The organism is Streptomyces sp. NPDC048419 (assembly GCF_043200415.1).
Lineage (GTDB): Bacteria > Actinomycetota > Actinomycetes > Streptomycetales > Streptomycetaceae > Streptomyces.
In genome coordinates this window covers 195,607-217,841 of sequence record NZ_JBICXT010000001.1, presented here as the reverse complement: position 1 = coordinate 217,841, position 22,235 = coordinate 195,607, and the positions used below count along the sequence as shown (strand labels likewise).

Sequence of the window (22,235 nt, the reverse complement as noted above, 5' to 3'; positions counted from 1 at the left end):
GTCGCTCATGCGACACCCCCCGCGTTCAGTACTTTTAGCCGTCGCCGGAGCGGTCGGACTTGTCGGGTCCATGACCATTCCGGTCGTCACGGCGCAGGGAGCCGCGCCCGCCTGCTCGGTGGAGTACTCCGTCACCGGCCAGTGGGACACCGGCTTCCAGGCCGCCGTCAAAATCACCAACAACACCGCGGCCATGAGCAGTTGGAGCCTGAGCTTCGACTTCGGAGGCGGCCAGAAGATCACCCAGGGCTGGAACGCCAAATGGTCCCAGTCCGGGACCGCGGTGACCGCGGCGAACGAGAGCTACAACGGCTCGCTCGCCACCGGCGCGAGCGTCAGCGCCGGGTTCCTCGCCTCCCGGCCGGGGTCGGGGAGCAACGCCGTACCGACGTCGTTCAGGCTCAACGGGACGACGTGCAACGTGGATTCGGAGCCGACGCCGCCGCCCACCGATCCGCCCGCGAGCGGCGCGGCACCCGCCCTGCACGTCGTGGGCAACAGGCTCGTGGGCGCCGCTGGTGCCACGCGCCGGCTGCTCGGCGTCAACCGCTCCGGCGGCGAGTTCATGTGCGTACAGGGCCGTGGCATCTTCGACGGGCCGGTCGACGACGCCGCGATCCAGGCGATCGCCGACTGGAAGGCGAACGTGGTCCGCATTCCGCTCAACGAGGAGTGCTGGCTGGGTCTTTCCGGCATCCAGTCGCAGTACGGCGGTGCCGCCTACGTCGACGCGGTGCAGGACCTGGTGGCCCGGGTCGAGGCTCATGGCATGACGCCGATCGTCGAACTGCACTGGACCCAAGGGCAGTACACCGGCAACTCGGCGGGCTGCTCCGACGTGCACGCCACCTGCCAGAAGCCGATGCCGGACGCGCAGTACACGCCGTCGTTCTGGTCGTCGGTGGCGAACACCTTCAAGGCCGACCAGGCGGTCGTGTTCGACCTGTTCAACGAGCCGTACCCGGACCGGGCGACGTCGAGCACCACCGACGCCTGGAAGTGCTGGAAGGACGGCGGCACCTGTCCCGGCATCGGTTACGAGGTGGCCGGAATGCAGGACATCGTCGACGCGGTGCGCGGCACCGGCGCGAAGAACGTCGTGATGGCCGGTGGTCTCGCGTACTCGAACGACCTGAGCCAGTGGCTGACGTACCGGCCCAGCGATCCGACGGGCAATCTGGTCGCCGCCTACCACGTCTACAACTTCAACACCTGCTCGAACGAGAGCTGCTGGAAGTCCACCCTCGCCCCCGTCGCGGCCCAAGTGCCGCTGGTGGCCGGGGAGATCGGTGAGAACACCTGCTCGCACTCCTTCGTCGACCAGGTCATGAAGTGGTTCGACGACCGGGGGCTCTCCTACCTCGGCTGGACCTGGAACACCTGGGACTGCTCCGCCGGTCCCTCGCTCATCTCCGGTTACGACGGCACTCCCACGTCGTACGGCATCGGGCTGCGCGACCACCTGCGTGCCCTGAACGGATGATCCTCTACAGGACAGGAAACCCGCACTCATGAGTCGTACCAGAACAGCGTTACTCGCCGCCCTGGCGCTGATCGCCGCGTCCGCCGGCACCGCGGTGGCCGTCGTCCCCTCCGACACCGCGCTCGCCGCCGTGCCCTGCACGGTGGACTACAAGGTGCAGAACCAGTGGGACACCGGCTTCACCGCCGCCGTGACCGTCACCAACAACAGTGCCGCCAAGAGCAGTTGGGCGGTGAAGTGGTCGTACGCCGGAAACCAGAAGGTCACCGGCGGCTGGAACGCGAAGATCACCCAGAGCGGCACCGCCGTCACCGCGGCCAACGAGACCTACAACGCCACACTGGGCGCGGGCGGTTCGGTCAGCTTCGGCTTCAACGGCACCTACAGCGGCACCAACGCGGTACCGGCCACCTTCACGCTCGACGGCGTGACCTGCAACGTCGACCCGACCGACCCGACCGATCCCACGGACCCGACCGATCCGACCGACCCGACAGGGCCGGGCGCCAAGGTCGACAACCCCTACAGCGGCGCCAAGGTGTACGTGAACCCCGAATGGTCCGCGAAGGCCGCCGCCGAACCGGGCGGCAGTCGCGTCTCCAACCAGCCCACCGGCGTCTGGCTCGACCGCATCGCCGCGATCGACGGCGTGGGCGGCGGCATGGGCCTGCGCGACCACCTCGACGCGGCGCTGCAGCAGAAGGGCAGCAACGAGGAGGTCGTCCAGCTGGTGATCTACGACCTGCCCGGACGTGACTGCGCGGCCCTCGCCTCCAACGGCGAGCTCGGCCCGACGGACATCGACAAGTACAAGTCGCAGTTCATCGACCCGATCGCGGCGATCCTGTCCGACAGCAAGTACAGCTCGCTGCGGATCGTCACCACCATCGAGATCGACTCGCTGCCCAACCTCGTCACCAACACCGGCAGCCGGGCGACGGCGACCCCGCAGTGCGACACGATGCTCGCCAACGGCAACTACGTGAAGGGCGTCGGCTACGCGCTCGCCAAGCTCGGCGCGATCCCCAACGTCTACAACTACATCGACGCAGGCCACCACGGCTGGCTCGGCTGGGACGACAACTTCGCCCCCTCGGCCACCCTGTTCCACCAGGCGGCCACCAGTGAGGGCGCGACCGTCGACGACGTCCAGGGCTTCATCACCAACACGGCGAACTACAGCGCCCTGAAGGAGAACAACTTCACCGTCAACGACACCGTGGGCGGTACGTCCGTGCGCCAGTCGAAGTGGGTCGACTGGAACCGGTACGTCGACGAGCAGTCGTACGCGCAGGCCTTCCGCAGCCAGCTGGTCTCGGCCGGCTTCAACTCCACCATCGGCATGCTGATCGACACCTCCAGGAACGGCTGGGGCGGCAGCGCCCGGCCCACCGGACCCGGCGCCACGACCAGTGTGGACACCTATGTCGACGGCGGCCGCTACGACCGCCGGATCCACATCGGCAACTGGTGCAACCAGTCCGGAGCCGGCCTCGGCGAGCGCCCGCAGGCGGCTCCCGCCGCCGGGATCGACGCCTACGTGTGGATGAAGCCGCCGGGTGAGTCCGACGGCTCCAGCACCGCCATCGCGAACGACGAGGGCAAGGGCTTCGACCGGATGTGTGACCCGACGTACACGGGCAACGCCCGCAACGGCAACAACATGTCGGGCGCACTGCCGAACGCCCCGCTGTCCGGGCACTGGTTCTCGGCGCAGTTCCAGCAGCTGATGCAGAACGCGTACCCGCCTCTGGGCTGACGCGGTGATGTGACGGTCCGCCGGGGTCAGGCCTCCTGGGTCAGGCCCCGGCGGATCGCGAACTCCACCGCCGAGTAGTCGCCGTCGGCACGTTCCAGCTCGTAGGGAACCGCCGGCATCAGCGGCGGCTGGGCCATGAAGCGGGGGCGGACACCGTGGTGCGGCTGGGCGGCGTGGACCAGGAAGGGATGGCAGAGGTAGACGTCCCCGGGGCGGCCGGTGGCGAGGGCGACGGGCCGGTCCGCGGAGGCCGCCGCGACCTTCGGGCCGAGCTCGATGAAGGAGGCGCCCTCCTCGCCGTACGGCTCGAGGACCTTCGGCACGTCGAGGTGCGAGCCGACCCGGATGCGGGTGGGCGCGTCCGCCTCGGTGACCTCGCTGAACAGGAAGAGCATCAGCAGGGCGCGCTCCCGCGAGCGGAGGTTGGTGTGCCAGAGCGTCGCACCCTCGGGGAGATAGCTCCCCTCGATGTGCCAGCCAGCGTCGGCGGGCTCCTCCTCGTGCGGGAACCGGAGCGGGAAGCTGCCCAGCGAGTAGCGCGGCTCCCAGCGGCGCTCGCCCACCAGCAGGTCGAACGCCTCATGCAGGACGGGGGAGTTGGCGGCGGCGGCGAACGGGCCCTGCGCCATCCCGGCCACCCACACCACGGGGTCCTTCCAGCCGGCGGGGTCGTCCGGGTCGTAGCCCGTCTCCTGCCACAGCAGCCGGGCGCAGCTCTCCGCGACACGCGGTGGGAAGGCCCCCTCGATCTTCGCGAAGCCGTCCTCGAGGAAGGCCTGCACCAGGGTGTCGTCCATCGGGCCATCGTCGGCGACGCGTCCGGCGTCGTGCATCCCATTTTCCGGCGCCACTTTTTGCCGTGGCGGCAACAGTGCTTGCCGATGCGGGGTGCGTCGGCGCACCCTGGCCGGACCCGGACGAGAGGCTGGCCACCATGGCGCACGGACACCACGACGGACAGAACGACGGACATCCCGGGGGGTACGGCGCCCACGGGGGACATCACCACGACCACACCGACATCGACTGGGCCGAGATGGCCCCGCTGCTGGAGTCACAGGCGGAGCTGTTCGCGCCCCTGTACGAGCGGGCCATGAGCTGGCTCACCGACAAGCAGACCGAGCCGGGGCTGATCGTCGACGCGGGCAGCGGGCCGGGCGTCGTTGCGTGTCTGCTCGCCGAGGCGTTCCCGGGGGCGCGGGTCGTCGCGGTGGACGGCTCCGAGCCGCTCCTCGAACGGGCCCGCGCACGGGCCGACCGGCTCGGCTTCGGGGACCGCTTCGGCACGGTCACGGGTGAACTCCCGGGCGTGCTGGACCAGTTGGACTACCCGGTCGATCTGCTGTGGGCCAGTCGCAGCCTGCACCACCTCGGCGACCAGCGGGCCGCCCTCGCCGCCTTCGCCGACCGGCTCGCGCCCGGCGGCACACTGGCGATCCTGGAGGGCGGACTGCCCGCGCGCTTCCTGCCGCGCGACATCGGCATCGGCCGCCCCGGCCTGCAGGCACGCCTCGACGTACTGGAGGAGGAGTGGTTCGCCGAGATGCGCGCGAGCCTGCCCGGCTCGGTCGCCGAGGCCGAGGACTGGCCCGCCCTGATGACCGCCGCGGGCCTCAGGGCCACCGGCACCCGCACCTTCATGCTCGACCTGCCCGCCCCGGCCAGGGACCGGGCGCGCGCCTACGTCGCCGACACCCTCGGCCGCCTCCGCGACGGCTTCGGGGACCACCTCGACGCCACCGACCGCGCCACACTCGACCGGCTCCTCGACCCCGACGACAAGGCGAGCGTCCACCACCGCCCGGACGTGTTCGTGCTGGCGGCGCACACGGTGCACACGGCGGTCCATGCGATGTGAGGGAGCGGGCGTTCAGCAGCGCCCCGGACGCGCGTACACCGTGACCCGTGCGCCCAGTACGTTCCGGGTCGCACACTCCACGAAGTGCCGGGCCAGCACCCGCCGCTTGGCGATCTCCCGCGGTGTCCGGTCCACGGGCCGGCCTGCCGGGTCGCGCAGGGCCACGACGCGCCGGGAGGCGAGGACGCGGGCGCGGATCACCGAGGCCGGGACCTCCGTGCCGTAGAGGGTGTGGGAGGCGGACGGGGTGCGGTCCAGGGCCAGGTCGTCGAGGGTGCGGAAGGGTGCCGGGTCGGGGAGTGACCACACTCGGCGGCGGGACGGCAGGTAGAGGATGCCGTCAGCGTCCTGGCCCGCCGCACGGACGGCGGCGGCGACGGCGGTGACGTCGTCGGTGCGGCTGGGCGGCGTGCGCAGGGTGAACGTCACCGGCAGCAGGGCGAGCAGGGACGCCCCCACGGCCAGCAGTGCCGTAGTGCGTATGCGGCCGCCCGCGAGCAGCAGCCGGTCGAGAGCCGTGCCCAGCAGCAGTGCCGTTCCGGCCTGGGCGTAGAGGACGTAGCGGTCCACGTAGAGCGGCTTGGCCAGGGACAGCAGCAGAAGCAGCAGCGGGGGCAGCACGAGGAGGGGCAGCGCCACGGCGGGCAGGTCCCGGCTGCCCGAGCGCCGGAGCAGCGCCGCGCACGCGATGCCCAGCGCGGCCACTGCGCCGAAGCCCGCCGACGCGCCGGCGCCCGCCCCGCCGATCCATGCCACCTGGTCGGACTGGCCCATGCTGAGCGCCGCGAGCGGGGCCAGACAGGCGCAGACCGCGGTCAGTACCCGCACCCCGGTGCGGCGGGCCCGTCCCGGCAGGGCGACGACATGTGCCACGAGCGCCAGGACGGCGAACTCGTGCAGCAGACATGCCGTCAGTGCCACGGCGCCGTAGGCGGTCCAGGCCCGGCGGGAACGCAGGCGGACCGCGCGCACGAGCAGGTACGTCGCCCACACGACGAGCGCGCACACCAGCGCGTACGAGCGTCCCTCCTGCGCGTAGCGCTGTACGGGAGGCAGCCACGCGAAGACGATCCCGGCCGGCAGGGCGGCGCGCGGGCCCGCCAGGCGGTGTGCCAGCAGCGCCAGCGTCCCGGTCGCCGCGGCCGTCGCCAGCACCGAGGGCAGCCGGAGCACGAGCAGCGGGTCCAGGCCGCCGCAGATTCCGAACAGGCCGTGCAGCAGCAGGTAGTAGAGGCCGTGCACGGCGTCCGCATGGCCCAGCGTCGCCCACAGGTCCGGGAGCGGCCGCCGCGCCATGTCGTACGTCACCGCCTCGTCCCGCCACATGCTGCCTGCGCGCCGTACGCCCCACAGCCCGAGAGCCAGGGAGAGGAGCGCGGGCAGGAGAACGGTGCGGGCCGGCGAGGCGGCGGGCGTGTCTGCCGGGCGCGTCGGCGGAAGGGCTCGGCGGGTTGCTTGGGCGAGGGCAACGATGGTCGGCTCCGGTGCGTCGTGATGGGTGTGCACCGACGAGTCCAGAGGCCAGGGCATTGTTGGGCAGCCCCGATCCGGGCCGCCCAACAATCCGACGGGGGCTTGCCGGCGTGGGCGAGGGCCGAGAGCGACGGGGGAGATGCGCATGGGGCGCCGCGAGAAACCCTTGGATCCGGGTGCGGGAGCGGTGCAGCGGTTCGCGCACGAACTGCGCAAACTGCGCGGCGAGGCGGGCACGCCGACCTACCGCGACATGGCCCGCCGCGCCGGCTACTCGGCGCCCACCCTGGCCGCCGCCGCGGCCGGCGAACGGCTGCCCAGCCCGCCGGTCCTCACGGCCTACGTCACGGTGTGCGGCGGCGACCCCGAGGAATGGGCGGAGCGCCTGCGCGAAGCCGCAGCCGAGAGTGCCGGGTCCCGGATCGCCGAGGACGCGGGCGACAGCCCGTACCCGGGACTCGCCCGCTTCGAGCCCGGCGACGGTGAGCACTTCCACGGCCGCGACGACCTGACGGCCGAGCTCCTGGCGCTGACGGGCCGCGCGAGGTTCGCGGCGGCGGTGGGCGCCTCCGGGAGCGGGAAGTCGTCGCTGTTGCGGGCGGGGCTGATACCCGCCCTGAGACAGAGCCCCGACACGGTCCTACGCCCGTCCGCCATCCGTCTCCTCACCCCGGGCCCGCACCCCGCCCGCACCCACGAAGCCCTCTTCACGCCCCACTCGGCGCCCGGCGACACCCTCCTCGTCGTCGACCAGTTCGAAGAGGTCTTCACGCTCTGCACCGATCCGGCCGAACGCGCCCGCTTCCTGGACCGGTTGCTCACCGCCACCCGGCCCGCGTCCCGGCTGCGTGTCCTGATCGCCGTACGCGCCGACTTCTACGGCCGCTGTGCCGAACACGGGCCGCTGGCCGAGGCGTTGAGGGACGCCACGCTGCTGGTCGGGCCGATGCCGCCGCGGAGCCTGCGTGAGGCGGTGGTCCGGCCGGCCGCCGCGCGACGGCTCGTCGTCGAACGCGCGCTGACCTCCCGGATCGTCGCGGACGTCGCCGGCGAACCGGGCGGGCTTCCGCTGATGGCCCACGCCCTGCGCGAGGTCTGGCGGCGGCGCACCGGCAAGACGCTCACCCTCGCCGCGTACGAGGCCGTCGGCGGCATCCGGGGCGCCGTCGCGCACACGGCGGAGGCCGCCTACGCCCGGTGCACCCCCGGCGAAGCCGCCGCGGTCCGCGCCCTGCTGCTCCGCCTGGTCAACCCCGGCGACGGCACCGAGGACACCCGCCGCCCCGTCGGCCGCGCGGAGCTCGACGCCGACGCCACCACCGGCCGGGTCCTCGAACGCCTGGTCCGGGACCGTCTGTTGACCGTCGACGGCGACACGGTCGACCTCGCCCACGAGGCCCTTCTCGGCGCGTGGCCGCGTCTGCGCACCTGGATCGACGAGGACCGCGCACGCCTGCGTCTGCACCGGCGCCTCACCGACGCGGCCCTGGCCTGGGAGGAGCTGGGCCGCGACCCGGGCGCGCTGTACCGGGGCATACGGCTGACGGAGGCACTGGGGGCTTTCGAGTGCGAACTGACAGCTGATGGAGGTGAGTTGAACCGCGTCGAGCGCGACTTCCTGACCGCCGCCCTGGCCGCTCACGAGCAGGGCCGACGAGCCGCGGCCCGGGCGGCACGACGGCTGCGCGCCCTCACCGGTGCGCTCGCCGTGCTGCTGTGCCTGGCCGTCGTCGCGGGGGCGGCCGCCTGGCGGCAGGGCGCGGTCAACGCGCGCCAGCGTGACGCGTCCGAGGCCCGCCGGGTCGCCGCGCTGGCGGACACCCTGCGTCCGTCGCAGCCGCGCACCGCGATGCGGCTCGCCCTCGCCGCCTGGCGGACCGCCGACCTGCCGGAGACGCGGTCGGCGCTGCGTACCGCCGCCGCGCAGAGCGAGCAGGACACGTTCACCCAGCCCGAGGAGGGCGGCCGTGCACTCAACGCGCCGTCCTGGCTCAGCACCGACGGCCGGGTGCTGACCAAGGTCGCGCACGACCGCGCCGTGCAGTGGGACGTGCGCTCGCACCGGCAGATCCGTTCCGTGCGTGTCCCGGGTCTGTCGGAGGGCGTGGTCGACGTCAGCAGCGACGGCCGGTACGTCGCCCAGCAGGCCCCAGGCGGGAGCGACACGCTCATCCGCGGACTCGCCGACGGCAGCGTGCGGCGGCTGGCGACCGGTGAACGGGCGGACTCCGGCGGCCGGTTCGGGCCCGGCGGGCACACCTACCTGGCCGGCCGCCAGGCACACGACCACGACAGCGACCGGATGATCCTGGAGCTGTGGGACGTCGCCAAGCAGCGCGTCCGCCATCGCTACGACCGCGGCGAGGACGACGGCCCGCTGCCCCTGCCGAGCCCGGACGGACGTCACCTCGCCTGGTGCGGGCGGGACGACACCCGGCTGCGCGTCCTCGACCTCGCGGCGGGCCGCCTGGTCGCCACCCGTCCGCCCCGCTCCACCGAACGGCTGCTGTGCCAGGGCGAGGAGGTCTACTTCACCCCCGACGGCGACGCCGTCGCCGCGGCCACCTCCGTGGGCGTCGTGACCTGGAACTTCCGCACCGGCGGCGAGCGCCCGCGGCTCCCCGTCGGCGACGGCGCGAACGACGTGGTCTTCCATGGCCCGTACGCCCTGGCCTGGACCCCCGGCTCCGTCTCCCTGTGGCGTACGGATCTCCCGGACCCCGTGGACGACAGCCCGCGCGCACCGCTGCTGACCTATGCGGTGCCGGCCCGGTCGGTCGGTGACTTCCGGCTGGACCCGGAGGCGGACGTGCTGAGCTACCTGGAGGAGGGGCGGACCAGCGTCGTGCACACGGTGTCGCTGCACGGGCTCATGGGCCGGGCCTGGCGCGCGAAGGCGGCCGCCCACGCCGCCTTCGACACACGGGGCCGGACCGTTCCCGTCCAACAGCCCCCGGTCGTCAACAGGGACAGCACCGTCGGGGCCGACCCCACCGGCCGCACCGCGCTGACCTCCGAGGGCGCTCTGGTGGACGTGGCGACGGGCGGCGGGCGTCCGGGTGGAGTCAAGGGCGAGGACCTGCTCCGCACGGGTGTCTTCAGCCCGGACTCCCGCTACCTCGCCGCAGAGGACTCCGTCGGCCGCCTCACCCTGTGGGACGCCCGCACCTGGCGGATGATCGCGGTCCTCAGGCCGACCGGCTCCACGCTGGTGACGTCGGCCCTGGCGTTCTCCGCCGACGGCTCGCTGCTCGCGGCGAGCGGCGGCGACGGAACCGTGCAGGTGTGGGAGACCGCCCGGACCCGGCTGCCCGCAGCGACCGTACCGGCTGGTGACGGCCCTGTTCTCGCGCTCGGATTCGGTTCGGGACAAGGGGAGTTGCACATCGCCACACCCCATCTGCCGGACCGCGTCAGCCCGTCGAGGCCGAAGGCGGCCGCGGCCGAGGTGTGCGCGCGGGCCGAAGGCGGCGCTACCGAGGCCGAGTGGCACCAGTACCTGCCGTCCGTGCCGTACCGCGACACCTGCGGCACTTGACTTCGAGAATGCTCCAACTGATTCACTCCCTCCGTCCGACGACACCGCAGGGGGTACTCATGTCCACGACCACCGAATCGCCCGTCACGCTGATCACCGGCGGGGCCACCGGCATCGGCGCCGCCGTCGCACGGCACCTGCTCGATGCGGGGGAGCGGGTGGCCGTCACCGGCCGCCGGGAGGAGCGGCTGCGCGCCTTCGCCGACGAACTCGGCAACCCCGAGGGGCTGTTGACGGCCGCAGGCAACGCGGCCGAGTACGCGGAGGTGCAGTCGGCGGTGGACGCCACGCTCAAGGCGTACGGGCGGCTGGACACGGTCGTCGCCAACGCCGGGTTCGCCACCCACGACTCGGTGGCGGACGGCGACCCGGCGGGCTGGACCGAGATGGTGCTGACCAACGTCCTCGGCCCGGCGCTGCTCATCAGGGCCTCCGTCGACGCGCTCAAGGAGACCCGCGGCCGGATCGTGCTGGTCGGCAGCGTCGCCGGGTTCGTGAACACGCCCGGCAACCTCTACGGGGCGACCAAATGGGCGGTGACCGGCCTCGCCGAGAACACACGCCGTCAGGTGACGGAGTTCGGCATCGGTGTCACGCTGATCGCGCCCGGCCGCGTGGAGACCCCGTTCTGGGACGGCAGCCTGCCGCCCGGTCAGCTGCTGACCGCCGCCCAGATCGCGGACTCCGTCGTCTGGGCGCTGCGCCAGCCGGCCGGAGTGGACGTCAACACCGTCGTCGTACGGCCGATCGGGCAGCCCAACTGACCCCCGTACGAAGGCCGGCCGGGCTGCCCTGCGCCCTCCCCGGGCGGCTCTAGTTGTTCTGCAGGAACTGCTTGGCCAGCTTGTCGCCCAGCGTGACGGCCGCGCTGTGGCTCTCGATGGGGGAGACCTGCGAGTTCTTGAACAGGATGTAGGTCACCCCGGAGTCGGCGCCGCCGTTCTCGGGGTCGGGGTTGATGCCGAGCGCGTTGGCGGTGGCGTAGGAGGCCTCACCGATGATCTTCGTGGGGCCGGTGTCGCCGACCACGGCGTACTCGACCTTGTTGTTGTAGATCACGGCGACCACGCCGCCGCCCTTGATGCCGGCGCCGGAGTAGTTCCAGATGCTGCTGGAGCTGGGCACGACGACGTACGGGAGTGAATCCGCCTTCAGCGGGCTGCCGTTGGACTGATGGAAGGCCGTGTCGTCCTGGTACCAGGGGTCGGTGTTCTCGTTGCACTTCGACGTGCGCCGGCCGTCGCAGTCGACGTCCATGTCGGCCTTCCAGAACACGGCACCGTTCTTGCCGCACACGGGAATCGTGGCCGAGGTCTCGTCGTCGGTCTTGTACTTGCCGTGGGAGATCTGGGAGCAGGACGTCACCTTGGAGAGCAGGTCGGACGCGCTGACCGAGCCCTCTTGGGTGGACGCCGGTCCCGAGGGGCCGGAGGCGTTCGCGGGAAGCACGCCGGCGGCGAGCAGGGCGGCCCCGGAGGCCGCGGCGAGGGTCAGTGTTCGTATGCGCACTGTGGGGGACCCTTCTGTTAGGAAAGTTTCCTGACCGGGTTGCCGTACAAGGTGGACCCAGGAGCATGCTCGCGTCAAGTCCATGAACGAAGGTGTGTGAAGCGGCCGTTGGGGTCAGAAGGGTGAACCGGCGAGGGCGACGGGTCCGCACCCTGATTGCAGCGCCCCGGGAGCAGGAGAAGACTTGGCGACGTCGCACCATCCGGATACCGCCCGACTCTGGGAGGCGAGGCGTCATGTTTGTCCGGACCGTGTACTCGACCGGCGACCCCTCGAAGATCGACACCGCCGTGAGGGCGCTGAACGCGCAGGGGCGGGACCTGCTGGAGGACCGTCCCGGCTACCGGGGGTCGGGCATCTTCGTGGACCGGACGATCGGCAAGCTGCTGGCGGTCAGCTGGTGGACGTCCGAGGAGGCCCGGAGCAACAGCGACGAGGTCATGCGGGAGCGGCGCGGGGCGATGCTGGAGCCGTTCGCCGGGACGACCCTGGTCGAGAACTACGAGGCGGTGGTCTTCCACCAGGTCCGCCGGCCCGAGATGGGCGGCGGCCTGCGCCTCAGCAGGCTGGATTTCGACCCCGCGGACGCGGATCTGCTCGCCGAGACGTTCCGTGCGTCGGTGGCCCCCGCTCTCGAGCACCTCGCCGGGCTGGCCAGGACGTCCCTGCTCGTCGACCGCGAGCGCGGACGCGGCATGGTCGGCGCCCTGTTCACCGACCGCGCCTCCCTCGCGGCCTCCCGCGGGGCGCACGCGGCGCTCCGGCACGAGGGCGCGGCCAAGGCGCGTGTCCGTGTGACCTCGCTGGAGGAATTCGAGACCGTCTTCACGGACGTACGGGGCGAGTGAAGCGGGAGACTACGGCACACACCGCGTCCGCCCCGCCGCGCGGAGGTCGCGCGGCGGGGCGGAGGCTCGTCCGGGCCGGTGTCAGCCGGCGTTGAAGGTGGACGGGTCGGGGCCCAGGCGCCGGTCCTCGTTCAGCGCGCTGATGGCCGCCAGGTCCTCGGTGTCCAGGCTGAAGTCGAAGACCTCGATGTTCTCCTTGATCCGCGACGGCGTCACGGACTTGGGGATCACGATGTTGCCGAGCTGGAGGTGCCAGCGCAGGACGACCTGGGCCGGGGTACGACCGTGCTTCTGGGCGATGGCGACGATCGCCGGAACCTCCAGCAGGCCCTTGCCCGAGCCGAGCGGCGACCAGGCCTCGGTGGCGATGCCCTGCTCGGCGTGGAACTCGCGGGCGGCACGCTGCTGAAGGTGCGGGTGCAGCTCGATCTGGTCGACCGCCGGGACGACCGAGGTCTCGTCGATCAGCCGGCGCAGGTGCTCCGGCTCGAAGTTGGAGACACCGATCGCGCGGACGCGGCCGTCGGCGTGCAGCTTCTCGAACGCCTTGTAGGCGTCGACGTACTTGTCCCGGGCCGGCGTCGGCCAGTGGATCAGGTACAGGTCGACGTACTCCAGACCGAGCTTGTGCAGCGACGTGTCGAAGGCGCGCAGGGTCGAGTCGTACCCGTGGTCGCCGTTCCAGAGCTTGGTGGTGACGAAGATGTCCTTGCGGGGGACGCCGGCGGCGGCGATCGCCCGGCCGGTGCCCTCCTCGTTGCCGTAGATCGCCGCTGTGTCGATGCTGCGGTACCCGGCCTCCAGCGCGGTGGCGACCGCCTGCTCGGCCTCGTCGTCCGGCACCTGCCAGACGCCGAAGCCCAGCTGGGGCATCTCGACGCCGTTGTTGAGGATGATCGGGGGGACCTTGCTGCTCACGAGCTCTTGATCCTTACGGTTGTCGTCAGGTGGTACTCCCCATCGTCAACGATCACGGGCCGTGATGCATTCCTGACAGGAGAATCCACCGGAACTGACCGATGAGTCAGTGACAGGTACCCGAGATTGGCCGGAAATGCATCCGACGTCTTCGGTCCGGACCATTGACCGCGGCCCGTCCTCCCGCAACTCTGGATCGCGCCACCGAACGAGTTCGTGAACTCGGTGCATGCATGTGAACACCTTGCGCCCTGTCTGGGCATCTGAGATCCCCCACCTCTCAGGAAAGCAGGTACACCCCCATGAACGAGACGCTTCTGCGCGCCTTTCCGACGGAACAGCCCGTCGAGGAGCCGAACGAGACATCCGATGAAAAGGTCTGGCAAACCCTTGGCCATGCGGTCGTGGAGACCGCGCTCGAAGGGACCGCCTACGCCCTCGGTGACCGCTGACCGGCCCCGCGGCGAGCACACCCGTGACCGTCACGCCCCTCCGGGCCGACGGCGCCGCCGCCCGGGCGAGAGCCCGTCTCACCGAGCGGCTGCGCGCCGTCGCCGTGGAGCGCCACCACGACCGCCATCCCTTCAACCTGCGCATGCACAGCGGCGATCTGAGGCGGGAGGAGCTGCGCCGCTGGAGCGCCAACCGTTTCCACCGCCAGCGCCACATCCCCGTCAAGGACGGCCCTGATCCTCGCCAAGCTGGACCGGCCCGAGCTGCGCAGGTCCTGGCTGCGCCGCATCCAGGATCACGACGGCACGGCCGACGGGGAGGGCGGGATCGAGCGCCGGCTGCGGCTCGGCGAGGCGGCGGGGCTGCGCCGGGACGAGTTGTGGGACGGCTCCCTCGTGCTGCCCGGCGTGCGCCTCGCGGTCGACGGATACGTCAGCTTCTGCCGGCTGCGCCCGGCTCTGGACGTCAACTCCTCGATGGGTCGCCGGAGTTGGCGTGGGTGGCGCCGGACTGGATGGAGGAGACCGCGAAGCCCTGCATGAGCGGTCGGGGCACGGGCTCGCTCACCCTCGCCCTGGACGGCACGGCCCTGCCGTGCCCGGCCGCGGCCGTCCGGCCCGGCCTCGATGCGCCGAACGTGCGCGACGACGAACTCGGCCTGATCTGGCGGGAGCCGAAGGCGTTCGACGCCTACCGCGGCGAGTCCTGGATGCCCGAACCCTGCCGAGGCTGCGCCCTGCGCACCACCGACCACGGCGGCTGCCGCTGCCAGGCGTACGCGCTCACCGACGACGCGGCCCGCACCGACCCGGCCTGCCGGTGGGCCCCCGACCACCACCTCGTACGCGACCTCGTGCAGGGGCCGCGCGACGAGCCCGCGTACGCCTACCGAGAGGCCTGTCGAGAGGCCCACCGAGAGGGAGGAACATGAGACCGGGACGCCTGCGGACGGCACTGACGGCCCTCGCCGCCGTCACCGCCACCCTGGCCGCACTGCCGGCCGCCGCACCCCCGACGGCCGCTGCCACGAACGCGGTTGCGCACCGACCGGCGGCCGCCACCGACTGGTCCGTGGCCGTCGTCGACTCCACCATGGCCCGCTACACGCCGAGCACCATCGGAGGCTGGTCCTACCCCGTCGGCCTCTATCTCTACGGCCAGTACCTCACGTACGAGCGCACCCACGACGCCCGCTACCTCACCTACATCAAGCAGTACGTCGACCGTTTCGTGAAGAGCGACGGCTCCATCGACCAGTCCTTCAACAGCCTTGACAGCATGCAGGCCGGACGGCTGCTGGTGATCCTGCACCACGAGACGGGACAGGACCGCTACCGCAAGGCCGCGCGGAAGATCCGCGACCGCCTCGACACCTACCCGCGCACCGGCGACGGCGGCTTCTGGCACGCGGACAACTCCAGCCGCGCGCACCAGCTCTGGGCGGACGGCGTCTACATGGTGAACCCGTTCCTCGTCGAGTACGGCAAGGAGTTCGGCGACGGCGCGTACACCGACGACGAGGCGGCGAAGCAGCTCTCCGTCTACGGCAGCCACCTCCAGGTGGCGAACGGACTGCTCAAGCACGCCTACGACGAGTCCGGGAAGGCGAGTTGGGCCGACCCGCGGACCGGGCTCGCACCCGAGCACTGGTGCCGCGCGGTCGGCTGGTACGCGATGGCGGTCGTGGGCGTCCTGGACGCCATCCCGGCGAGTCAGCCCCGTCGTCCTCAACTCCTGTCCATTTTCCGCAAGTTGGCGGCCGGTCTGGAGAAGTACCAGGACCCGGCGACCGGACGCTGGTTCCAGGTGATGGACAAGGGCGGCCGGAGCGACGACTGGACCGAGACATCCTGCTCCAGCATGTTCACCTACGCCCTCTCGCGCGGTGTCCAGCAGGGCTATCTCGACCCGCACTACAAGGCCGTGGCCCGTCGCGGTTACCAGGGCGTGCTGGCGAAGCTGTCGGTCGGCTCCGACGGCCGGACCGAGCTCGCCGACATCTCGATCGGCACCAACGTCGGCGACTACGCGTACTACGTCGCCCGTACCCGGGCCACCAACGACTTCCACGGCCTGGGCGCCTTCCTGATCATGAACGAACAGCTGCGAGGTGATTAGTGTCATGAGCACGTCTAGAAGGGCGCTGCTGGGCGCCGCGCTGGGAGGCGCTGTGGGAGCGGCGGTGGGTCTGCCGGCCACCACCGCCCACGCGGCCTCCTGGCAGCAGAAGTGGGCCCCGTCCGCGAGTAGTGACGGCCTCGGCGCCTTCGAGACCATCGAGGACGACCGCGCCGACTCGCACCCCGCCGGGCATCCGCACATCTTCGCCACCGGCGACAACTGGCGCTTCAACATGCACAAGGTCGACCGCGACACCTCGACCGACCGCCAGCGCCAGGAGGTCACCGGCCTGCGCAACGGCAACGGCAGCAACTACCTCAAGTGGACGCAGGGCCAGACGTGGCGGCTCACATACTCGATGTACATCCCGAGCTCGCTCAAAGCGACCACCACCTTCACCCACATCATGCAGATGAAGCAGCCCGGCAGCGGCACGTCCCCGATCGTCGTGCAGTCGCTGCGCCGGGTGAACGGCAAGCAGACCATCGAGCTGCAACTCCCCGTCGACGGCACCCTCGTCGGCCGCGCCGACCTCGACCCCCTGCACGACCGGTGGACCGACGTGGACTTCCAGATCAAGGTCGGCAACGGCTCCGCGGGCTCCGTCCGCTGGATCCTCAAGTCCGGCGGCACGACCGTCGTCGACAAGTCGAAGACCGGCGTCGACACCTTCCTGGCCGACCGTGTGCGTCCGAAGTGGGGCATCTACCGCTCGCTCGGCGACACCTCCGGGTCCTTGCAGGACACCTACCTCCTGCTCACGAATCTCCGTGGCTACCAGCTGGTGTGAGGAGCCGTCCGTATGAAACCCCCCGCTCTTTCGCAGTCCAGAGCCGCGGCCATCGTCCTCTTCGTCGTGGCCGTCGTCCTCGGACTCACCCACCCTGCTGCGGTCGCAACACCCGCGCGCAACGCCCCACGTGCCGCCGCCGTCTTCGACGTACGCGACTTCGGAGCCAAGGGCGACGGCTCCGCCAATGACACACCTGCCGTCAACAAGGCCGTCACTGCGGCGAGTTCGGCCGACGGGGGCGGCATCGTCCGTTTTCCGGCCGGCGACTACAAGTCCAAGAACACCATCCACATGAAGAGCCATGTGACCCTCCAGCTCGACAAGGGCGCCACCCTCCAGGGCTCCAGTGCGGACACCTACGACAAGGCCGAGGCCAACCCGTACGACGCCTACCAGGACTACGGGCACAGCCACTTCCACGACGCGATGATCTACGGTGACCGGCTGACCGACATCGGCTTCACCGGCCAGGGCGTCATCGACGGCGCGGGCAACCTGATCACCGGCAATCCCAAGTCCGGCGAGGCAGACAAGATCATCTCGCTGACGCGCTGCGACGGGCTGCGGATCGGCGACGGACTCACCCTGCGCCGGGGCGGTCACTTCGCCGCGCTGATCAACGGCTGCAAGAACGTCACCTCGGACCATCTGACCATCGACACCGCGAGCGATCGCGACGGCTGGAACGTCATCTCCACGACCGGCGTCACTGTGACGAACGCGAACATCAAGGCCAACGACGACGCGCTCGTCTTCAAGAGCGACTACGCCCTCGGCGCGAAACTCCCCAACGGCCATGTGCGGGTGAGCGATTCGGATCTGTCGGCGAAGTGCTGCAACGCCCTGATGTTCGGCTCCGAGACCTGCGGCGACTTCTCGGACTACCAGTTCGAGAACATCCGTATCGACGGCTCCGACAAGTCCGGCCTCGGCATGGTCTCCATGGACGGCGCGAAGATCTCCGACGTCCACTACCGCGACATCACGATGACGAACGTCCACTCGCCGATCATGCAGAAGATCGGCACCCGGAAACGGTGCGGAAACAGCCCCGGCGTCGGGTCGATCAGCGACATCACGTACGACGACATCACGGCGACCGGCAACAGCCCCTCCTTCAGCCCGACCCTGTGGGGCGAGAGCGGTCACCGCATCAGCGGCGTCACGTTCAACAACGTCAATATCACGGTCCCCGGCGGCAACGGCACCATGTCCACGGGAGTGCCGAGCAACGATCCGAAGGACTACAACCCGAAGGCGATCGGCACCCGCCCGGCCTACGGTTGGTACCTGCACAACGCCGACGACGTCCAATTCGCCGACAGCTCGGTCAAGTTCGCCGCGAACGACGGCCGCCCGGCGGTCATCGCCAACGCGGCGAGCGACATCCACTTCACCCGCTTCACGGCCCAGAAGGGCAGCAACTCGCCCTTCGACGTGGGCTTCCAGGACACCACCGGCGCCTGCCTGACGGGCAGTCACAACACGTCCGGGGGTGTGCTGCGGGTCTCGGGCAGTCAGGACTGCGGTACGGCAGAACCGGCGGGGGGTTCGGTGAAGCCGGCGGCGAGTTCGGTGAAGCCGGCGGCCGGCGCGGTGAAGCCGCTCGACCTGGAGAATCCGCGCCAGGACTTCCTCCGCAACTCCGTCGGCGGTCTCTTCCTGCACTGGGGCCTGCGCACCGACCCGGCCCACACCAGCTGCTCCGCCTGGGAGAAGGACGTCACGGACGGCGGCTGGACCCCGGACTACTGGGTGAAGGAGGCGCAGAAGCTGCACACCCAGTACCTGGTCCTCGCCACCTTCCACAGCCGCCTCGGCTACGCCCGCCCCTGGCCCTCGAAGATTCCCGGCTCCTGCTCCACCGAGCGGGACTTCCTCGGTGAACTGATCAGCGCGGCCAAGGCCAAGGGCATGAAGGTCATCCTCTACATGACCGACGACCCCCAGTGGCACGACGAGGGCGGCCACGAGTGGCTCGACTCGGCGGCCTACTCCGCCCACAAGGGCAAGAACGTCGACCTGACCACCCGCGACGGCTTCGGGCAGTTCAGCTACGACAACTTCTTCGAGGTCATGGACCGCTATCCCGATCTCGGCGGCTTCTGGATCGACAACGACAACGCGTACTGGGAGAGCCACGACCTCTATCAGCAGATCTACCAGAAGCGCCCCAACTACACGCTCAGCAACAACAACGAAGACACGCCGATCATGGACATGATCAGCAACGAGCAGAAGACGGGGATGACGCCCGCCTACGACTACCCGCAGGCGGTCTACACGGCCCAACCCCGCCTGACCGAAGCCGACTTCAAACTGCCCTCGACCGGAGCCTGGTGGTACGACGGCTCCGACCCGTCCGTGGACAAGAAGCTCACTCTCGGCAGGCTGATCACCGACGCGGGCTCCTCGGTGAAATCGCTGATGGCCGAGACCGCTGAGGTCAACGGCAAGTTTCCTTCCAACCAGGCCTCCTTCAACACCTTCGCCGCCTCCTACCTCGACCCCATCTGGGAGTCCCTGCACGGCACCGAGGGCGGCGGCTACATGTACGGCGGCCTCAAGCCCGGCTTCTGGAACGACGGCGCGCACGGCGTCACCACGATCAGCAAGAGCGACGCCAACCTCCAGTACATCCACGTCCTGACCCCGCCCAGTACCACCACCCTGCGCATCCGCGACAACGGCTACCGCATCGCCTCGGTCACCAACCTCCGTACGGGCAAGGCGGTTTCGTGGTCGCAGTCAGGTGGTGTGCTGACCCTTTCCGGCCTCGGCGACTGGGACCCGTACGACACGGTCCTCAAGGTCACCACCGGCGGCCGCCAGGGCATCCTCACCGGCGTCAAGGTGAGCGCGAGCGCCTCCGCGGGCGGGCACGCCGGGCCGGCCGCCGGCGACGGCGACCACCTGACCTACTGGGACAACAACAAGACGCTGCCCGTGAACCTCACCTTCGACCTCGGCTCGGCCAAGAAGGTCCAGTACATCGGGCTCAACCAGCGCGAGGACTCCGTCGCCTACGCCCGCTCGGCCACCGAGCAGTCGGCGCGGATCAAGGACTACAAGGTCTATCTGAGCAACGACGGTTCGACCTGGGGGAGTGCGGTCAAGGCCGGGCAGCTCCCAAGTCGGCGCGGAATCCAGGGCATTGACGTCACCGCGACCGACGCCCGCTACGTCCGTCTGGAGGTCGACACCACCTGGGCCGCCTCCACCGACACCACCCGCTACAAGCGGCTGCGGATCGACGAGGCGTGGATCGGCACGTCGTACGCGACACCTGCGGGCTTCGCCCCCATGTCGGACAACGGGCAGTCCCTGCGCCCCGCCATGGGCTGGAGCAGCTGGAGCTTCGTGCGCCGACAGCCGACCGAGGCGAAGCTCAAGGCCCAGGCCGACGCGCTGGCGTCGAGCGGCCTCAAGGACCACGGGTTCGTGTACGTCAACCTGGACGACTTCTGGCAGAAGTGCGACTCGAACGGCTTCGTCGTCGACAACTACGGCCGCTGGACCGTCGACACGGCCAAGTTCCCCGGCGGCATCAAGGCGCTCGCCGACTACGTCCACTCCAAGGGCCTGAAGTTCGGCTTCTACGTGACGCCCGGCATCGCCAAGAACGCCGTCACCAGGAACACGCCGATCGAGGGGACCTCGTACCACGCGAAGGACATCGCGGACACCTCGAAGACCGAGAAGAACTACAACTGCAAGAGCATGTACTACATCGACTACTCCAAGCCGGGAGCTCAGGAGTTCGTGAACTCGTGGGCGAAGCAGTTCGCCTCGTGGGGGGTCGACTACCTGAAGATCGACGGGGTGGGCAGCCAGGACATCTCCGACGTGAAGGCCTGGGACAAGGCGCTGCGGGCGAGCGGACGACCCGTCAACTTCGCGCTCTCGAACAACCTCGCGATTGCCGATGCCGCCAACTGGCGCAAACTGTCTAACAGTTGGCGCACCCAGGGTGACGTCGAGTGCTACTGCGGACCGGGCCCCGACGGCAGCGGCTATCCGCTCACCGACTGGTCCCATGTCACCAAGCGGTTCGACTCGGCCGCCTCCTGGCAGCAGTACGCGGGACCCGGCGGCTGGAACGACCTGGACTCCCTGGAGGTCGGCAACGGCGATCAGGCGGGCCTCACCGCCGACCAGCGGCGCTCCCACTTCACTCTGTGGGCGATGGCCGCCTCACCCCTGCTGCTCGGCACCGACCTCACTCGTCTCGACCCGGTCGACAAGGCGATGCTCACCAACGACCGGCTGATCGGCGTAGACCAGGACGGCGTGTCCGCGAAGCGGATCGTGAACAGCGGCGTCAAACAGGTCTGGAGCAAGCGCGAGGGCAGCGGCGACTACGTGGTCGCGCTGTTCAACACCGGCACCTCCGGCAACTCCACGGTGAGCGTGAACTGGTCGCAGGTCGGCTTCACCGGATCCGGCGACGTCACCGACCTGTGGTCCGGCGCCCACAAGGGAACGGTCGCCGGCACATACGGCGCGACCCTGCGCCCGGGGGAGACCCGGCTGATCAGGGTCACGCCGGTCAACTCCGCCAAGGGGGCCGACTCCTCTCAGCGGGCGGCTGCTTCGCCCGGCATGGCTGTCGCCCCCTACGAGTACCTCGGCTGGGGCAGCCCGCAGAACCCCGCCTCCGTCATGTCCGCGACCGGTGTCAAATGGTTCACCCTGGCCTTCGTCCTCTCCGACGGCACCTGCAACCCGAAGTGGGACGGTTCGCGCCCGCTGACGGGCGGCAGCGACCAATCGGCGATCAAGGCGATCAGATCCGCCGGCGGTGACGTCGTCGTCTCCGTCGGCGGCTGGAGCGGGGCGAAACTCGGCGAGAAGTGCTCCAGCGCCGCCAAGCTCGCCGGCGCCTACCAGAAGGTGATCGACGCCTACCGCCTCAAGGTCATCGACATCGACATCGAGAACACCGAGTGGTCCAGCGCCACCGTGCGGCAGCGGGTGGTCGACGCGCTGAAGACCGTGAAAGCCGCCAACCCCGGCCTGAAGACGGTCATCACCTTCGGGACCACCACCGGCGGCCCCGACTCCACCGGCGCCGACATGATCAAGCGGGCTGCGAACTCCGGGCTGGCGAACGACATCTGGTGCATCATGCCGTTCGACTTCGGCGGCGGCAGCACCAACATGGGCACACTCACCACACAGGCCATGGAGGGCCTCAAGGCCAAGGTCAAGGCGGCGTACGGCTACAGCGACGCCACCGCCTACGCGCACATCGGCCTGTCGTCGATGAACGGCAGGACCGACGACTCCGGTGAACGCGTCCGACTCGCCGACTTCAAAACGATGCTCGCCTACGCCCGCGAGCACCACATCGGGCGCCTCACCTTCTGGTCCGTCAACCGCGACCGCCCCTGCGGTTCCGGCACCGACGGCGATGCCTGCAGCGGCGTCTCGCAGCAGCCCTACGACTACCTCAAGGTCTTCACCCAGTACACAGGTTGAG

The 22,235-nt window shown here is 70.3% G+C and carries 15 protein-coding genes and 1 pseudogene; 12 read left to right on the top strand and 4 right to left on the bottom strand.

What is annotated here, in order from left to right:
* Positions 1 to 7: 7 nt before the first annotated feature.
* Both ACGFYN_RS00915 and ACGFYN_RS00910 read left to right on the top strand, forming a co-directional pair.
* Positions 8 to 1,483 carry a cellulase family glycosylhydrolase gene (locus ACGFYN_RS00915; protein ID WP_393863559.1) on the top strand — a complete coding sequence of 492 codons (1,476 nt, stop codon included), beginning with the start codon at positions 8 to 10 and terminating at the stop codon, positions 1,481 to 1,483.
* A gap of 28 nt (positions 1,484 to 1,511) precedes the next feature.
* Positions 1,512 to 3,242 carry a glycoside hydrolase family 6 protein gene (locus tag ACGFYN_RS00910; protein ID WP_393863558.1) on the top strand — a complete coding sequence of 577 codons (1,731 nt, stop codon included), beginning with the start codon at positions 1,512 to 1,514 and terminating at the stop codon, positions 3,240 to 3,242.
* A gap of 26 nt (positions 3,243 to 3,268) precedes the next feature.
* Here the strand turns inward: ACGFYN_RS00910 and ACGFYN_RS00905 are convergent, their stop codons facing one another.
* On the bottom strand, positions 3,269 to 4,039 hold the full coding sequence (locus ACGFYN_RS00905; protein WP_393863557.1) for a phytanoyl-CoA dioxygenase family protein: 771 nt from the start codon (positions 4,037 to 4,039) through the stop codon (positions 3,269 to 3,271).
* 137 nt (positions 4,040 to 4,176) lie between these two features.
* On the opposite strand from ACGFYN_RS00905, the gene ACGFYN_RS00900 reads away from it, so the two are divergent.
* Positions 4,177 to 5,100, top strand: a complete 924-nt coding sequence (locus ACGFYN_RS00900; RefSeq protein ID WP_393863556.1) for a class I SAM-dependent methyltransferase — start codon at positions 4,177 to 4,179, stop codon at positions 5,098 to 5,100.
* Between the two features lie 12 nt (positions 5,101 to 5,112).
* Here ACGFYN_RS00900 and ACGFYN_RS00895 read toward each other — a convergent pair whose 3' ends face one another.
* Complete coding sequence (locus ACGFYN_RS00895; protein ID WP_393863555.1) at positions 5,113 to 6,606, bottom strand: glycosyltransferase family 39 protein; 1,494 nt, start codon at positions 6,604 to 6,606, stop codon at positions 5,113 to 5,115.
* A gap of 112 nt (positions 6,607 to 6,718) precedes the next feature.
* On the opposite strand from ACGFYN_RS00895, the gene ACGFYN_RS00890 reads away from it, so the two are divergent.
* Together ACGFYN_RS00890 and ACGFYN_RS00885 are read left to right on the top strand one after the other, a co-directional pair.
* Positions 6,719 to 10,111, top strand: coding sequence for a hypothetical protein (locus tag ACGFYN_RS00890; protein ID WP_393863554.1), 3,393 nt, complete (start codon positions 6,719 to 6,721; stop codon positions 10,109 to 10,111).
* A gap of 59 nt (positions 10,112 to 10,170) precedes the next feature.
* Positions 10,171 to 10,875 (top strand): SDR family oxidoreductase, encoded by a 705-nt coding sequence (locus ACGFYN_RS00885; protein ID WP_393863553.1) that lies wholly within the window; start codon positions 10,171 to 10,173, stop codon positions 10,873 to 10,875.
* Between the two features lie 49 nt (positions 10,876 to 10,924).
* Here ACGFYN_RS00885 and ACGFYN_RS00880 read toward each other — a convergent pair whose 3' ends face one another.
* The gene (locus tag ACGFYN_RS00880; protein ID WP_393863552.1) at positions 10,925 to 11,620 is read right to left on the bottom strand and encodes a glycoside hydrolase family 75 protein; all 696 of its coding nucleotides are present in this window, start codon (positions 11,618 to 11,620) and stop codon (positions 10,925 to 10,927) included.
* 236 nt (positions 11,621 to 11,856) lie between these two features.
* On the opposite strand from ACGFYN_RS00880, the gene ACGFYN_RS00875 reads away from it, so the two are divergent.
* On the top strand, positions 11,857 to 12,468 hold the full coding sequence (locus tag ACGFYN_RS00875) for a hypothetical protein (protein ID WP_393863551.1): 612 nt from the start codon (positions 11,857 to 11,859) through the stop codon (positions 12,466 to 12,468).
* A gap of 81 nt (positions 12,469 to 12,549) precedes the next feature.
* Here the strand turns inward: ACGFYN_RS00875 and ACGFYN_RS00870 are convergent, their stop codons facing one another.
* Positions 12,550 to 13,386 (bottom strand): aldo/keto reductase, encoded by an 837-nt coding sequence (locus tag ACGFYN_RS00870; protein ID WP_393863550.1) that lies wholly within the window; start codon positions 13,384 to 13,386, stop codon positions 12,550 to 12,552.
* A 302-nt stretch (positions 13,387 to 13,688) separates the two neighbouring features.
* On the opposite strand from ACGFYN_RS00870, the gene ACGFYN_RS00865 reads away from it, so the two are divergent.
* The 6 genes and pseudogenes from ACGFYN_RS00865 to ACGFYN_RS00840 all read left to right on the top strand — a co-directional run bounded on the left by ACGFYN_RS00865 (position 13,689) and on the right by ACGFYN_RS00840 (position 22,234).
* On the top strand, positions 13,689 to 13,838 hold the full coding sequence (locus tag ACGFYN_RS00865) for a hypothetical protein (RefSeq protein WP_393863549.1): 150 nt from the start codon (positions 13,689 to 13,691) through the stop codon (positions 13,836 to 13,838).
* A 23-nt stretch (positions 13,839 to 13,861) separates the two neighbouring features.
* Positions 13,862 to 14,303, top strand: a pseudogene (locus ACGFYN_RS00860) (pyrroloquinoline quinone biosynthesis protein C); the annotation flags it as partial.
* Between the two features lie 74 nt (positions 14,304 to 14,377).
* On the top strand, positions 14,378 to 14,770 hold the full coding sequence (locus ACGFYN_RS00855; RefSeq protein ID WP_393863548.1) for an SPASM domain-containing protein: 393 nt from the start codon (positions 14,378 to 14,380) through the stop codon (positions 14,768 to 14,770).
* Complete coding sequence (locus tag ACGFYN_RS00850; protein ID WP_393863547.1) at positions 14,767 to 15,957, top strand: glycoside hydrolase family 105 protein; 1,191 nt, start codon at positions 14,767 to 14,769, stop codon at positions 15,955 to 15,957. The genes ACGFYN_RS00855 and ACGFYN_RS00850 overlap by 4 nt, the downstream gene beginning before the upstream one ends.
* A gap of 4 nt (positions 15,958 to 15,961) precedes the next feature.
* Positions 15,962 to 16,750, top strand: coding sequence for a heparin lyase I family protein (locus ACGFYN_RS00845; protein WP_393863546.1), 789 nt, complete (start codon positions 15,962 to 15,964; stop codon positions 16,748 to 16,750).
* Between the two features lie 12 nt (positions 16,751 to 16,762).
* Entirely contained in the window at positions 16,763 to 22,234 is a 5,472-nt protein-coding gene (locus tag ACGFYN_RS00840; protein WP_393863545.1) for a glycosyl hydrolase family 28 protein, read from the top strand.
* Position 22,235 lies beyond the last annotated feature (1 nt).